The organism is Streptomyces sp. NBC_01013, from assembly GCF_045162765.1.
In the GTDB taxonomy this organism is placed as follows: domain Bacteria; phylum Actinomycetota; class Actinomycetes; order Streptomycetales; family Streptomycetaceae; genus Streptomyces.
In genome coordinates, this window is the sequence record NZ_CP108687.1 from 5,184,264 (window position 1) to 5,198,134 (window position 13,871).

The window sequence follows — 13,871 nt, forward strand, 5'->3', positions numbered from 1 at the left end:
GACTACCGAGGACCTCACCCGTGGCAGGACGATTCGCTCCCCGCAGTGCCCCGCGCGCGGCCGTCCCGCACCAGACGGCGGCGACGCCCGTACCGGCGCCGCTGACCCGCGACTGGACCCCGCCGGGCCCGCTCGATCTGCGGCTCGTCCTCGGCCCGCTGCGCCGAGGCCCCGCCGACCCCACGTTCCGGATGTCCGCCGACGGCACGGTCCGCCGGGCAAGCCGCACCCCCGCGGGGCCCGGCACACTCCACGTCGTCGCGCGCGCGGGCCGGATCGAGGCTGCGGCCTGGGGGCCGGGCGCCTCCTGGCTGCTGGACCAGCTGCCGACGCTGCTGGGCGCGACGGACGAGCCGGAGGCCTTCACCCCGCGCCACCGCCTGCTCGCCGTGACCCACCACCGCCGCCCGGGTCTGCGGCTGCTGCGCACCGGCCTGGTGCTGGAGTCCCTGATCCCGTCGGTCCTGGAGCAGAAGGTCACCACGGACGAGGCGTACCGGGCCTGGCGACTGCTGGTGCGTACGTACGGGGAGCCGGCGCCGGGGCCGCAGGAGTACGGCCTCTACGTGATGCCGGACGCCCGCACCTGGTCACTGATCCCGTCCTGGGAGTGGCACCGGGCGGGCGTGGACAGCAAGCGCTCGGCGACGATCCTGCGCGCGGTCCGGGTGGCCCGCCGCATGGAGGAGGCGGCGGGCATGGACCTGCCCGAAGCCATGGCCCGACTCCAGGCGATCCCCGGTATCGGCCCCTGGACGGCCGCGGAGACCCTGCAACGGGCGAACGGCGCGGCGGACGCGGTGACGGTGGGCGACTTCCACCTGCCCGGCATCGTCGGCCACGCCCTGGCCGGCAACCGGAACGCGGACGACGAGGAGATGCTGTCCCTCCTCACGCCGTACGAGGGACAACGCCACCGGGCCACCCGCCTCATCCTGCTCTCGGACAACACCCCACCCCGCCGCGCCCCCCGCATGCAGCCGCGCAACATCGCCCGCCTGTAGAGAACCCCCTGGGACGCCGGTCCGGCTCGGCCGGTCCGGCTTCTCTCGCGTACCTGGGCGGGCCGACCCGGGCCGACTCAAGCCCGTCCCGGCCATTGAGGACCGGGGACCGGGGCAGAGCCCCGAAACCCAGCCCCGCCGGCGCCTGAGAAGCGGGGCCCCGGGGCGGCGCCCCCGGCTACGGCAAGGGGCGGGTCAGGGAAGAACCGCCCTCCCGCCCCCTCACCGCACCGCGACGAACTCCTCGGCACCGCGCTCACCCCGCGCCGAAGGCGCCACCGCGGCCCGTCCCACGGCCACCGCCCCCAGCGGATCCCACGAGGCGGGCAGCGCCAGCACCTCCCGTACGACATCCCGGCAGAACATCGTCGAGGACACCCACGCCGACCCCAGCCGCTCGCCCGCCAGCGCCACCAGGAAGTTCTGGATCCCGGCGCCCGCGGCGACCACGAACATCTCGCGCTCCGCCCCGTCCCGCCGCGCGTCCCCATACGTGTGGGAGCCGTCCATCACCATGCACGGCACCACCAGATACGGCGCCCGGCGCAGCACGTCCCCGCGGCGCACCCGCTTGGCGATCGACTCCTCGCTCTTGCCGTCGCGCCGCAGATCCGCGATCCACGCGTCCCGCATCGCGTCCAGCAGCCGGGTCCGGGACTCCGGCGACTCCAGCAGGACGAACCGCCAGGGCGTCGTGTGATGCGGCGCGGGCGCCGTCACCGCGGCGGCCACGGCCCGCCGCACCGCCCCCGGGTCCACCGGCTCGTCGGTGAACTCGCGGACCGTACGCCGCTGGGTCACCGCCTCCCGCACCGCCTCGGACGTCCCCAGCCGGAACATGTCGTCGGCCGCGACCCGCACCATCGCACGGGCCCCCGCGGCATCGGCCGGGTCCAGGACGTGACCGAGCCCCCGCACGACCGCGACGGGCAGCCCGTCCGCCTTGCCCTTCACCAGGTCACCGGCCGAGGCCAGTTCGTCCGCGGTGGCGACCACGGTCGCGCTCAGCGGGTTGCCGTACGCGTCGCTGCCACCCCGCAGATCGTCCAGCACCCGCACCCCGGCCGCGCCGATCGCGACATCGGTCAGTCCGTTGCGCCACGGCCGCCCGAAGGTGTCCGTCACCACGACGCCGACATCGACACCCAGTGTGTCCCGCAGCCCCTCCCTGATCGCCCGCGCCGAGGCGTCCGGGTCCTCGGGCAGCAGCAGGACGGTCCCGGCGGGTGTGTTCGACGCGTCGACGCCGGCGGCGGCCATGACCAGGCCCTGCCGGTTCTCCACGATCCGCAGCGTGCCGCGCCGCGCCACCACCCGAACCGTCTCGGCGTCGATCGCCGCCTCCCGGTCGGTGGCCTCGACGATCCGGCCCTCCGCCTTGGAGACGATCTTCGAGGTGACGAGCAGCACGTCACCATCGGCCAGTCCTGGTTCGGTGGCGGCGATCAGCTTCGCGAGATCGTCCCCGGCCCGCACCTCGGGCATGCCGGGCAGGGCCCAGACCCGGTACGAGGGCGCGGTGTCCGGGGCGGCGGCGCTCATGCGCGCACCTCCTCGGCCAGGGCCAGGGCCTGCCGTGCCATCTCCGCCGTGGCGGCGACATCGGTCATCATCAGCGGCACGGACCGGCAGCGGATGCCCGCGGACTCCACCTCGTCCACGGCGCCCGCGTCCACGGTGTCGACGAGCCAGCCGTCGAGCAGGCCGGAACCGTAGTGCTGGGCCACCGCCGCGGCCGTCGACTCGACGCCCACCGCGGCGAGGACCTTGTCCGCCATCCCGCGCACCGGTGCGTCACCGACGATGGGGGAGAGGCCGACGACCGGCACCCCGGCCTCGGCGATGGCTTCCCGGATCCCGGGCACGGCGAGGATCGTCCCGACGGACACCACGGGGTTCGACGGAGGGAAGAGGATGACGTCGGCTGCGGAGATCGCCTCCAGGACGCCGGGAGCCGGTTTGGCCTGCTCGGCGCCCACGGGCACGATCGCCTGCGCCGGGACGGAGGCGCGCAGCTTCACCCAGTACTCCTGGAAGTGAATGGCCCTGCTCTCGCCGTCGACGTCGACCGCCACATGCGTCTCGACGCGGTCGTCGGACATCGGCAGCAGCCGGACCCCCGGCCTCCAGCGCGCACACAGCGCCTCGGTGACGGCGCTCAGCGGATAGCCCGCGCCGAGCATCTGGGTACGGACGATGTGGGTGGCGAAGTCGCGGTCGCCCAGACCGAACCACTCGGGTCCGACCCCGTAGGCCGCGAGTTCCTCCTTGACGTGGAAGCTCTCGTCGGTACGGCCCCAGCCCTGCTCCTCGTTGATGCCACCGCCGAGGGTGTACATCACGGTGTCGAGGTCGGGGCAGACCTTGAGGCCGAACAGATGGATGTCGTCACCGGTGTTGCCGATCACCGTGATGTCCGCGTCGGGCGCGGCCTCCTTGAGGCCACGCAGAAAACGAGCACCACCGATACCGCCGGCCAGAACCACAATGCGCATGCAAACAGTCTGTCAGGCGCAGCCTGATCGGTGGACGCGGGCCGTCAGACGGTGGCGGGGGTCTCGGCGCTCCGGGCCGCGCACTGTGAGGTGTGCATCGGCATGTCGGTCAGGCCCGGGTAGTAGACGTGCAGGCTGACGGCCGGTTCGAGGGAGTCGTTGACCACCTCGTGGATGTAGCCGGGGGCGAAGACGCGCTGGGCACCGGAGTCCAGGGTCCGCTTCCCGCGGTCCGTACGCTCGGTCAGTTCGCCGTCCAGCACGGTGAGTACGCCGGAGGACAGGCCGTGGTCGTGCAGGCCGCTGCCCTGGCCGGGGACCCAGCTGAGCAGCCAGACCTCGTAGCCGGGTCCGGTGCGGAGCCGGTGGTACCAGCGGGTGGTGGTGTCGTACTGGACGAGCGGGGCCCACTGGGAGCGGTCGGCGGCGATGGCACGGGCGAGCCCGACGAATTCCGCCACCGTGGCGGGGTGCTCACGGGCGGGGCGCAGGAGGTGCTGGACCTCAAGGAGGTCGCCGGCGATCTGGAGGTCGCTGTCGCTGTTCATGGGTGCGGTGGTTCCTCGGCAGGGGTGCAAGTCGTGCAGTGCGGATGCAGGGGTGTCGCAGGACCGGGGGGACCGGGTGACCGCAGAGGCCGCAGGGCGTGCGGGGGAGGGTCCGGAGGTCCGGTGGGAGCTGTGAGGGACTGGAGCGCGGGGGCTTCGACAGCCGCGGGAGCTTCAACAGCCGAGACAGCTGGAACAGCAACAGCGAGCCTGAACAGCGCTACGGAACCCACGGATGTGGGTGGCGTGCATCGCTGAGGTCACTGGCATGCCAACAAGGAGAACCGGAGAACCTCCGACTGTCAACCCAATGCCCGATATGGGGGTAATGTTTCACCTCATCCGGTTACTCCATACGGAGAAAGGTTTATGCACCCCTCGCTCCGGACAGGTGGCGCATCAACCGCGGCGGCAAACGCGGCCGCATCCCCTGTGACCCGACTGTGATCTTGATCGCTTCGGTGATCGAATCGCAACGTGTCCGCCCTCGTGGGAGTTCTTCCTCGGGGCAGGTGCGGGTACGGCGAAGCACTTGGCATATGTCAGGTTTTTGGTGATTTGAACACTTTACGCATACGCTTGGTTCCGCAGAGTGAATACCGGGCCCAATAGCAGATCTGAGCTTGACTGGCCTGGAGCTACACACTTGTAATTTCACTCGTGTCGTTCGGCCGATTCGGTAACGGCCGCATCACGAGTACGCAAGAGACAGACGAGGGGCGCACATGACCGAGCTGTTCCAGCAACTGCTGGTCGAGGACGCGGACGAGGAACTCGGCTGGCAGGAGCGCGCACTGTGCGCCCAGACCGATCCCGAGTCCTTCTTCCCCGAGAAGGGCGGATCGACCCGCGAGGCCAAGAAGGTCTGCCTCGCCTGTGAAGTCCGGTCCGAATGCCTTGAGTACGCCCTTTCCAAGGACGAGCGATTCGGTATCTGGGGCGGTCTCTCCGAGCGTGAGCGACGGCGCCTGAAAAAGGCCGCGGTCTGACCAGGACCCTCCCAGCAGTCCCCGGCCGCACCGGCCGGTCGCAATGAGCCGGACCCGAGGAGCGAGCCCTCCCCGGACCGGTCGCCCATGGCCCGCCGCCTGCACCCTGCCCGCAGGCGACGGGCCGTTGCCGTACCCACGGCTTCCTCGGGCAGGGTGGGTCCAGGGCCGCCGCGGCGCGTGCCGGACCCGTGTGCCGACCGCCCTCCACCCCTGCGCCGCCGCCCTCGTCGAACCGCTCCGCGCCATCCCGGTTATCCGTACCGTTAGTGTGGGGCCCCGTCCGAGACGCGCCAACGACCCGACAGGGCGCGCGTGTACACCGATGCAGCCCCCGGGGGGACGTCCCCCGGACCCGGCCGGAGGGCCCGTACCTCGATGTCCGTGCACAGCCAAGCAACGGCGCCGTACGCGGCTGCCGCCGCCCCCGAGTTCCCCCGGCATGTCGTCACCGCCGTGCTCGTCTCCCACGACGGCGCACGCTGGTTGCCCGACGCGCTGGCCGGACTGCTCGGGCAGGAACGCCCCGTACAGAACGTCGTCGCCGCCGATACCGGCAGCGCCGACGACTCCGCACGACTGGTCACCGAGGCGCTCGGCGCCGACCGCGTCCTGCACCTCGCGCGGCGTACGAGCTTCGGCACGGCCGTCGACGAGGCGAGCCGCACCGCCGGCGTCCTCACCCCGGACGACCTGCCGTACCTGAAGCGTCCGAGCGGCTGGGACCCCGTCACCAGGTCCTGGCGCGACGACGCCTACGACCTGCCGGACCTGCCGCACGGCGAACCGGTGCAGTGGCTCTGGCTGCTCCACGACGACTGCGCCCCCGAGCCCGACGCCCTCGCAGAGATGCTGCGCGTCGTCGACAACGACCAGCACGCCGCGATCGTCGGCCCCAAACTCCGCGGCTGGTACGACCGTCGGCAGCTCCTCGAAGTCGGCGTCTCGATCGCCAACAGCGGGCGCCGCTGGACCGGCCTGGACCGGCGCGAGCAGGACCAGGGGCAGCACGACCAGGTCCGTACCGTCCTGTCCGTCTCCACCGCGGGGATGCTGATCCGCCGGGACGTCTGGGAGGAACTCGGCGGCTTCGACCGCAGGCTGCCCCTGATGCGTGACGACGTCGATCTGTGCTGGCGCGCGCACATGGCCGGGCACCGGGTGCTGGTCGCCCCCGACGCCGTCCTGCGGCACGCCGAGGCGTCCGCCCGCGAACGCCGCCCCATCGACTGCGCGGGCCGCTCGGTCTCCAGCCCGCACCGCGTCGACAAGGCCGGCGCCGTCTACACCATGCTGGTCAACGCCCCCGGCAAACGGCTGCCCTGGGTGCTGCTCCGGCTCCTGGTCGGCACGCTGCTGCGCACGCTCGCCTACCTCGTCGGCAAGGTGCCCGGCCAGGCGGTCGACGAGGTCACCGGTCTCCTCGGCACCCTGCTGCGCCCCGGCCGGATCCTCACCGCGCGACGCGACCGCGGCAAGGGGGTCGTCGACCCGGCCGAACTGCGCGGACTCTTCCCCGCGCCAGGCGCCACCGTCCGCGCGACCGTCGAACAGGTCGCCGGGAACTTCGGCGGCGGCGCGGAGGCCGAGTCCGGCGGCTCGCGCCACGGCGCCGTCGAGTCCGGACCGGGCGGCGACGACGCCGACTTCCTGGAGATCGACCAGTTCGCCAAGCTGAAGCGCGTCGGGCGCAAGCCCGGCCCGGTGCTCTTCGCCGTCCTGCTCCTGGTCTCCCTCGTCGCCTGCCGCAGCCTCCTCGGAGGCGGAGCCCTCGCCGGCGGCGCCCTGCTGCCCGCACCCGGCGACGTATCCGATCTGTGGGCCCGCTACGCGGACGGCTGGCACGCGGTCGGCACCGGCGGCACCCAGACCGCACCCCCGTACCTGGCCGTGATCTCGGCCCTGTCCGCGCTGTTCCTCGGCTCCACCGGCTTCGCGCTCACGCTGCTGCTGGTCTGCTCGGTCCCGCTCGCCGGACTCACCGCCTACTTCGTCTCCCGCCCGCTGCTCCCCTCCCGGCTGCTCCGGGCCTGGGCGAGCGTCGCGTACGCCTTCCTGCCCGCGGCGACCGGCGCCCTGGCGACCGGCCGCCTGGGCACCGCCGTCCTCGCCGTCCTGCTCCCGCTCATCGCCCGCACGGCCGTGTCCGCGCACGGCATGCGGGGCGGCGGCGACGTCCGCGGCAGCTGGCGTGCCACCTGGGCGTACACCCTGCTGCTCACGCTCGCGATGGCGTTCACCCCCATCGTCTGGCCGCTCGCCGTGGTCCTCGGCATCGGGGTGCTGGCGCTGCGCCGCAACGACATCACGGCCTACGGGCTCCGCTTCCTCGCCGCGGTCGGCACCCCGCTGCTGGTCCTCGCGCCGTGGTCGCTCTCGCTGCTGACGACTCCCTCGTCGTTCCTGCAGGAAGCAGGGCTGGAGACCGGTTCGGGCTCCGCCTCCGCACTCGACCTCCTCGGCATCAGCCCCGGCGGGCCCAAGGCGGCCGGCGGTGTCCTGCTGCTCGGCATCGTGCTCGCGGCTCTGGCCGCGCTGCTGCGCGGGGAGCGGCAGTTCGCCGTGCGCAGCGCCTGGGCCGTCGCCTTGGTCGCCCTGGCCTTCGCCGGGGTGGCCAACGGCTCCGCCTGGGCGGGACCCGCCACCCTCGTCTACGGTGCCGCGCTCATCGCAGCCGCCCTGGTCGGCGCGGACGGGGCCCGCGTCCGGGTCGCCGAGCTGAGCTTCGGCTGGCGTCAGCCGGTCGCCGCCCTGATCGCGCTGGCCGCCATGCTCGCCCCCGTGCTGGCCGCCGTCGGCTGGATGATCGGCGGCGCGGCGGGGCCCCTGGAGCGCCGCGACCCGGTGCAGGTGCCCGCGTTCGTCGCGGAGGAGAGCGGCACCCGGGATCAGCCGCGCACCCTGGTGCTCGGCGGTACCTCGCCCGGCTCCGTCGCGTACACCCTGGTCCGTGGCTCCGGTGCGCGGCTGGGTGATGCCGAACTGGCGGCCGCCGGCGGTGGCAACAGCCACCTCGACAAGGTCGTCGCCAACCTGGTCGCGGGCTCCGGCGCCGACCAGGGCAGCCAGCTCAGCGGCTTCGCGATCCGCTACGTCCTCGTCCGGGACGGGGCCCCGAAGCAGATGAGCCGGGTCCTCGACGCGACCCCGGGCCTCAGCCGGCTCAGCCAGCTGGACGGCAGTGCGCTCTGGCGGGTGGACCGCCAGGTCGCCCGGATCATGATCATCCCGGCGGCCGCCGGTGACGAGCCGCTTCCGGTGGGTTCCGCGCCCGTCGAGGCGCACACCAAGATCCCGGCGGGCAGGGCGGGCCGTGTGCTGCGGATCGCCGACGCCGCCGACGCCGGCTGGCAGGCCAGCCTCGACGGACGGACGCTGACCCGCAAGACCGTCGACGGCTGGGCGCAGGGCTTCGAGCTGCCGGCCGAGGGCGGCACCCTGGACCTCACGTATGCGACACCCTTCACGCACTCCGTGTGGATCTGGGTCCAGGTCGCCCTCACCGTGGTCCTGCTGGTCCTGGCCCTGCCCGGCCGCCGCCGCGAGATCGACGACGACCTGCCCGAGGAGGACGTGGCGGTTCCCGCCGAACCGGTCGCCGGCGAGGGACGGCGGGCCCGCAGGCTCCGTGCGGCCGCGCTCGCGGAGGGCGAGGGCGACGACGGCGAGGGCTTCGACGCCGGCGAGTCCGCGGACGCGGGGGAGCGGGCGGGGTACGTCCCCGCCCAGCAGACCGGCCCGCAGGCCGAGGGCCCGCAGACCACCGGGCCGGAGCCGCTCGACGCGGACGACGGCCAGGACGTCTTCGTCCCCCAGCAGGCCGACGGGGACACCGGCCAGTACGCGGCGGTGCCGCAGCAGCAGTACGGGGACTGGGACGGCTCGCAGTACCAGGAGGGCGGCTACCCGCAGTACCAGGAGGGCCAGTACCAGGACGGCCAGTACGGCGCCCAGCAGCAGCCGGACGGCGCACCCGGTTACGACGCGTACGGATATCCGCAGCAGCAGGGTGAGTACGCCCCGTACGCCCAGGACCAGTACGGCAACGCCCCGCAGGCCGACGGGTCGTACGACGCCGCCGGCCAGTACGGCAACGCCCCGTACGACCCGGGCCAGTACGACCAGGGCCAGTACGCTCCCGGCCAGTACGGCGCGGATCAGTACGGCACCCAGGGCGCGTACGCCCCGCAGAACCCCGACGAGAACCCCGACGAGAACCCCGACGGGAACCCCGCCCCGGGCCGGCACCCATGGCCGACCGGTAACGCATCGCGAGGCGAGTCCGAGTGAAGTCCACCAGCCTGTCCCTCATCGCCGGGGCCGTCGCCCTCGCAGCCGTCACCGGGTTCGCCGCGGTCACCGCACCGGACGACGGGGCGACGACGACGGCCAAGCCGGCCGCACGGCTGCCCGTGGAGCGGTCCAGCCTGCTCTGCCCGGCCCCCGGTCTGTCCGACCTCGCGGAGACGGAGTACACCTCCTTCACCCCGGCAGGGAAGAGCGCTGACGCGGCGGAGCCGGCCGGCACGGCCGAACTCCTGTCGTCCACGGCCGCCAAGGCGGACGAGAAGGACTCCGGAAAGGGCAAGGACAAGAAGACCAAGAAGGCGGACCCGGACAAGCCGGTCGTCCTCCTCAAGGAGCCCGGCAAGCCGGCCACCGCCCAGGTCTCCGGCGCGGACGCTCCCGCCCTCGTCGGTACCGCCACCGGCCGGATGGCCCCCGGCTGGAGTGCCCAGCAGACCACCACGGTCGAGGCGGGCGACTCCCGCGGACTGCTCGGTGTCAGCTGCACCGCACCCGACACCGACTTCTGGTTCCCGGCCGCGAGCACGGCGAAGTCCCGCGAGGACTACGTCCACCTCACCAACCCGGACGACACCGCCGCCGTCGCCGACATCGAGCTGTACGGTCCGGACGGCACCCTCAAGTCGGACGTGGGTGAGGGCATCACGGTGCCCGCCCGGTCCGGTGTCCGTGTCCTCATCTCGACGCTGACCAGCAAGGTCGCGGACGATGTGACCGTCCACGTCACCACCAGGACCGGACGCGTCGGCGCGGTCGTCAGGGCCGCGGACAGCGAGAGCGGCAGCGACTGGCTCTCCGCCTCCACGGAGCCGACGGGCACCCTGGTCCTGCCGGGCATCCCGGCGGACGCGACCTCGGTCCGGCTGGTGGCCTTCGCCCCCGGCGAGGACGACGCCGACCTCACGCTGAAGCTCCTCGGCAAGACGGGCGCGATCTCACCCGCGGGTCACGAGGACCTGCACGTCAAATCCCGGATGACCGCCGGCGTCGACCTGAAGGACCTGACCAGAGGTGAGGCGGGCTCCCTGCTGCTGACCCCCGCCGAGGACGGCAGGGCCACCCCGGTGGTGGCCGCCCTGCGGGTGGTCCGCGGCAAGGGCGACAAGCAGGAGGTCGCCTACATCCCGGCGACCGGCCCGGTGGGCGCGCAGGCGACCGCCGCCGACAACCGGGCGAAGGGTTCGGTCCTCTCGCTCACCGCGCCCGGCGCGGCCGGGACCGTCAAGGTCACCGCGTCCGCGGGCAGCAAGGGCGGCACCCCGGTCAGCAAGACGTACGAGGTCGCCGCCGGTACGACGCTCGCGGTCACCCCGCCCGTGCCGGCCGGTCTCAAAGGCACGTACGCGCTGACCGTCGAGACGCAGTCGGGCGGCCCGGTCCACGCCGCCCGCACACTGGCGGTCCCGATGGACGGCATCCCGATGTTCACGGTCCAGACGCTGCCGGACGACCGCGGCACGGTCGAGGTACCGGCCGCCGAACAGGATCTGTCGGTCCTGGACGACTGACGGCGCTGCCACGACCGAACCGCGGGGGCTGGCCGCGAAACAGGCCCGCCCCCGCCGGTACGCGGTCGTCTACTCCTGCCCGTACCGGGGGTCGACGGACTCCGGTGAGAGTCCGAGGAGCTCCGCGACCTGCTCGACCACGACCTCGTGCACCAGCAGCGCACGCTCGTCACGGTTCTTGGTGCGGATCTCGACGGGGCGCCGGTAGACGACGATCTGCGCGGGCCGCTCCTTCTCGGCGGACATCGCGCTGCCCAGCGGCACGGTCTCCTCCACGGTCCCCGGTACGTCGAGGACCACGAAGTCGACCTCGGCCAGTTGCGGCCAGCGCCGCTCCAGCCGCTCGACCGAATCCTGGACGAGATCGCGGAAACTGTCGGCCCTGCTGGCCGAGAGCGGCACCTGGGGAGGAGCGACGGGCCCGCGCATGCCGCGGCCGTGTCGGTCTCGGCGCCGCGGTCGGGGCTCGGACGGGCGGGGCGGTACGGGACTGTCCATCACTGACGCAGCGTAGCCCTCCGCCGGGTGAGCGGCCCGCGGCTGTCCGGCAGGGCGCCGGGCCTGTCCGTACCCGAACGATCCGGGCTGTCCGTTACTGAACGATCCGGCCATGGGACGGCCCGTTTCAGGCCCCGCGCCTGATCGCTGATTCCCTGTCGTATGACAGCTTTTGAGCCGAGTGGTGACCGGAATTCATGCCGTCGGTCTCGGGCCCCCTCGTCTCCCGTGCAGGTCAGAGGAGTTGCCCGACCGACGGCTGTTCCCGAGGTCACAGGGCGACACGGTGGGGTGAGCCGGGGAGAGTCGTCGCAGCCCGCTCAAGAGTGCGGTACCGTCCAACATCGTGAGCCCTGTACGTCGCTGTTCGCGCACCGCGTGCGGCCGCCCTGCCGTCGCGACACTGACGTACGTCTATGCCGACTCGACTGCGGTCCTCGGCCCGCTCGCCACCTACGCCGAGCCCCACTGCTACGACCTCTGTGCCGAGCACAGTGAGCGCCTGACCGCGCCCCGCGGCTGGGAGGTCGTCCGGCTCTCCGATCCCTGCGCACCCACCCGCCCCAGCGGTGACGACCTCGAAGCGCTGGCCAACGCCGTACGGGAAGCCGCACGTCCGCCGGACCGCGGGGACGGGGCCAGGAGCGGCGGTCCGCGCACCGCCGACCCGATGGAGGTCGCCCGCAGGGGCCACCTCCGCGTGCTGCGCTCGCCCGACTCCTGAGCGGGGACCGCCTCCCCGGGGCATGAGGCGCATCGGACCGCCGGGTAGTTTGGCGGTCCGAAGAGACCTCAGGAGGACCGGCCCGTGACCGCAGATCTGTCGCAGCTCGTGAAGGCGTACGACGTGCGCGGAGTCGTCCCCGACCAGTGGGACGAGGCACTGGCCGAACAGTTCGGGGCGGCCTTCGTCGAGGTGACGTCGGCGGCAGCGATCGTCGTCGGCCACGACATGCGTCCCACGTCCCCCGCCCTGTCGGGAGCCTTCGCCCGGGGCGCGGCGGCCCGCGGAGCCGACGTCACCCTGATCGGCCTCTGCTCGACCGACCAGCTGTACTACGCCTCGGGGTCACTGGACCTGCCCGGCGCGATGTTCACGGCCTCGCACAACCCGGCGCAGTACAACGGCATCAAGATGTGCCGCGCGGGTGCGGCCCCGGTGGGCCAGGACACCGGCCTCGCCGAGATCCGTTCACTGGTCGAGAAGTGGTCGGAGACCGGCGCACCGCTGCCGTCCACCACCCCCGGCACCCTCACCGAACGCGACACGCTCAAGGACTACGCCGCCCACCTGCTGTCCCTGGTCGACCTGTCGAGCATCCGCCCCCTGAAGGTGGTCGTGGACGCGGGTAACGGCATGGGCGGCCACACGGTCCCGACCGTCTTCGCGGGCCTGCGGCTGGAACTCGTCCCGATGTACTTCGAACTGGACGGCACGTTCCCCAACCACGAGGCCAATCCCCTCGACCCCAGGAACATCGTCGACCTCCAGGCCCGGGTGCTGGCCGAGGGTGCCGATCTCGGCCTGGCCTTCGACGGCGACGCGGACCGCTGCTTCGTCGTGGACGAGCGGGGCGCGGGTGTCTCCCCATCGGCGATCACGGCCCTGGTCGCCGCCCGGGAACTGGCCCGCAACGGCGGCCGCGGCACGGTCATCCACAACCTGATCTCCTCCCTCTCGGTCCCGGAGGTCGTACGCGAACACGGCGGCACCCCCGTCCGCACCCGGGTCGGTCACTCCTTCATCAAGGCGGAGATGGCCGCACACGGTGCGATCTTCGGCGGCGAGCACTCCGCGCACTACTACTTCCGCGACTTCTGGAACGCCGATACGGGCATGCTCGCCGCCCTCCACGTCCTGGCCGCCCTCGGAGGCCAGGAGGAACCCCTCTCGGCCCTGGTGGCCCAGTACGACCGCTACACCGACTCGGGCGAGATCAACTCCACCGTCGACGACCAGCAGGCCCGCACCGAAGAGGTACGGGCAGCGTTCGCCACTCGCGAGAACGTGACCACCGACGAACTGGACGGCCTCACGGTCACGTCCCGGGACTGGTGGTTCAACCTCCGGCCCTCCAACACGGAGCCCTTGCTGCGTCTGAACGTCGAGGCAGGCGACGAGGAGACGATGACGGCGGTACGGGACGAGGTCCTGACTCTGATCCGCACACCGGCCGCCTGACCCAGGACCCAGGGGCACTGGGGCACTGGGGCACAGGCCGGCCGCCCGGGCCCCGAGTCTCTCGACTCGGGCGTACTTCCGGGCACCGACCGGACTCGGGCGCATCTTCGGCACTCCGATTGGGCTCCGCGTACCTTCGGGCCTCGCCGGCGTTCGATGCGCGGCCTCCGGGACGGATCCCCGGTTCCGGGAAGGGCGGGCAGGGGGCAAGGCCCGCCGCAGCCGCACCACGCGGGCGTGCACCCCACACGGCGCACCCCACGCCCGCACCGTCCGCCCCGGCCGGGCCAGGCCGCGCCCCCGCCACCCCAGCGGTAGGCTGACCTCGCCCGATCCACG

Annotated in this window: 10 protein-coding genes; 6 read left to right on the forward strand and 4 right to left on the reverse strand. The window is 72.8% G+C overall.

Going from position 1 to position 13,871, the window contains the following annotated elements; translation table 11 throughout:
• Nucleotides 1-20 precede the first annotated feature (20 nt).
• On the forward strand, nucleotides 21-1,004 hold the full coding sequence (locus OG538_RS22610; protein ID WP_406096351.1) for a DNA-3-methyladenine glycosylase family protein: 984 nt from the start codon (nucleotides 21-23) through the stop codon (nucleotides 1,002-1,004).
• A gap of 222 nt (nucleotides 1,005-1,226) precedes the next feature.
• Here the strand turns inward: OG538_RS22610 and OG538_RS22615 are convergent, their stop codons facing one another.
• Genes OG538_RS22615 through OG538_RS22625 form a run of 3 tightly spaced genes read right to left on the reverse strand, consistent with a single transcriptional unit; the run spans nucleotide 1,227 to nucleotide 4,047 of the window.
• Complete coding sequence (locus tag OG538_RS22615) at nucleotides 1,227-2,546, reverse strand: coenzyme F420-0:L-glutamate ligase (protein ID WP_406096353.1); 1,320 nt, start codon at nucleotides 2,544-2,546, stop codon at nucleotides 1,227-1,229.
• Entirely contained in the window at nucleotides 2,543-3,499 is a 957-nt protein-coding gene (cofD, locus tag OG538_RS22620) for a 2-phospho-L-lactate transferase (protein WP_406096355.1), read from the reverse strand. Before cofD ends, OG538_RS22615 begins: the two co-directional genes overlap by 4 nt.
• A gap of 44 nt (nucleotides 3,500-3,543) precedes the next feature.
• Nucleotides 3,544-4,047: a cysteine dioxygenase gene (locus OG538_RS22625; protein ID WP_406096357.1), complete on the reverse strand. Its 504-nt coding sequence runs from the start codon at nucleotides 4,045-4,047 to the stop codon at nucleotides 3,544-3,546.
• A gap of 725 nt (nucleotides 4,048-4,772) precedes the next feature.
• On the opposite strand from OG538_RS22625, the gene OG538_RS22630 reads away from it, so the two are divergent.
• The 3 genes from OG538_RS22630 (at nucleotide 4,773) to OG538_RS22640 (ending at nucleotide 10,852) form a co-directional block, all read left to right on the forward strand.
• The gene (locus OG538_RS22630; protein ID WP_018103995.1) at nucleotides 4,773-5,036 is read left to right on the forward strand and encodes a WhiB family transcriptional regulator; all 264 of its coding nucleotides are present in this window, start codon (nucleotides 4,773-4,775) and stop codon (nucleotides 5,034-5,036) included.
• Between the two features lie 378 nt (nucleotides 5,037-5,414).
• The gene (locus OG538_RS22635; protein WP_406096360.1) at nucleotides 5,415-9,326 is read left to right on the forward strand and encodes a glycosyltransferase; all 3,912 of its coding nucleotides are present in this window, start codon (nucleotides 5,415-5,417) and stop codon (nucleotides 9,324-9,326) included.
• A complete protein-coding gene (locus tag OG538_RS22640) occupies nucleotides 9,323-10,852 on the forward strand; it encodes a DUF5719 family protein (protein WP_406096362.1) in 1,530 nt (509 codons plus the stop codon). Before OG538_RS22635 ends, OG538_RS22640 begins: the two co-directional genes overlap by 4 nt.
• A 69-nt stretch (nucleotides 10,853-10,921) precedes the next feature.
• Here OG538_RS22640 and OG538_RS22645 read toward each other — a convergent pair whose 3' ends face one another.
• On the reverse strand, nucleotides 10,922-11,350 hold the full coding sequence (locus OG538_RS22645; protein WP_406096364.1) for a metallopeptidase family protein: 429 nt from the start codon (nucleotides 11,348-11,350) through the stop codon (nucleotides 10,922-10,924).
• Between the two features lie 346 nt (nucleotides 11,351-11,696).
• On the opposite strand from OG538_RS22645, the gene OG538_RS22650 reads away from it, so the two are divergent.
• Both OG538_RS22650 and OG538_RS22655 read left to right on the forward strand, forming a co-directional pair.
• Entirely contained in the window at nucleotides 11,697-12,074 is a 378-nt protein-coding gene (locus OG538_RS22650) for a DUF3499 domain-containing protein (RefSeq protein WP_406096367.1), read from the forward strand.
• A gap of 84 nt (nucleotides 12,075-12,158) precedes the next feature.
• A complete protein-coding gene (locus OG538_RS22655; RefSeq protein ID WP_406096369.1) occupies nucleotides 12,159-13,532 on the forward strand; it encodes a phosphomannomutase/phosphoglucomutase in 1,374 nt (457 codons plus the stop codon).
• The last annotated feature ends 339 nt before the right edge of the window (nucleotides 13,533-13,871 follow it).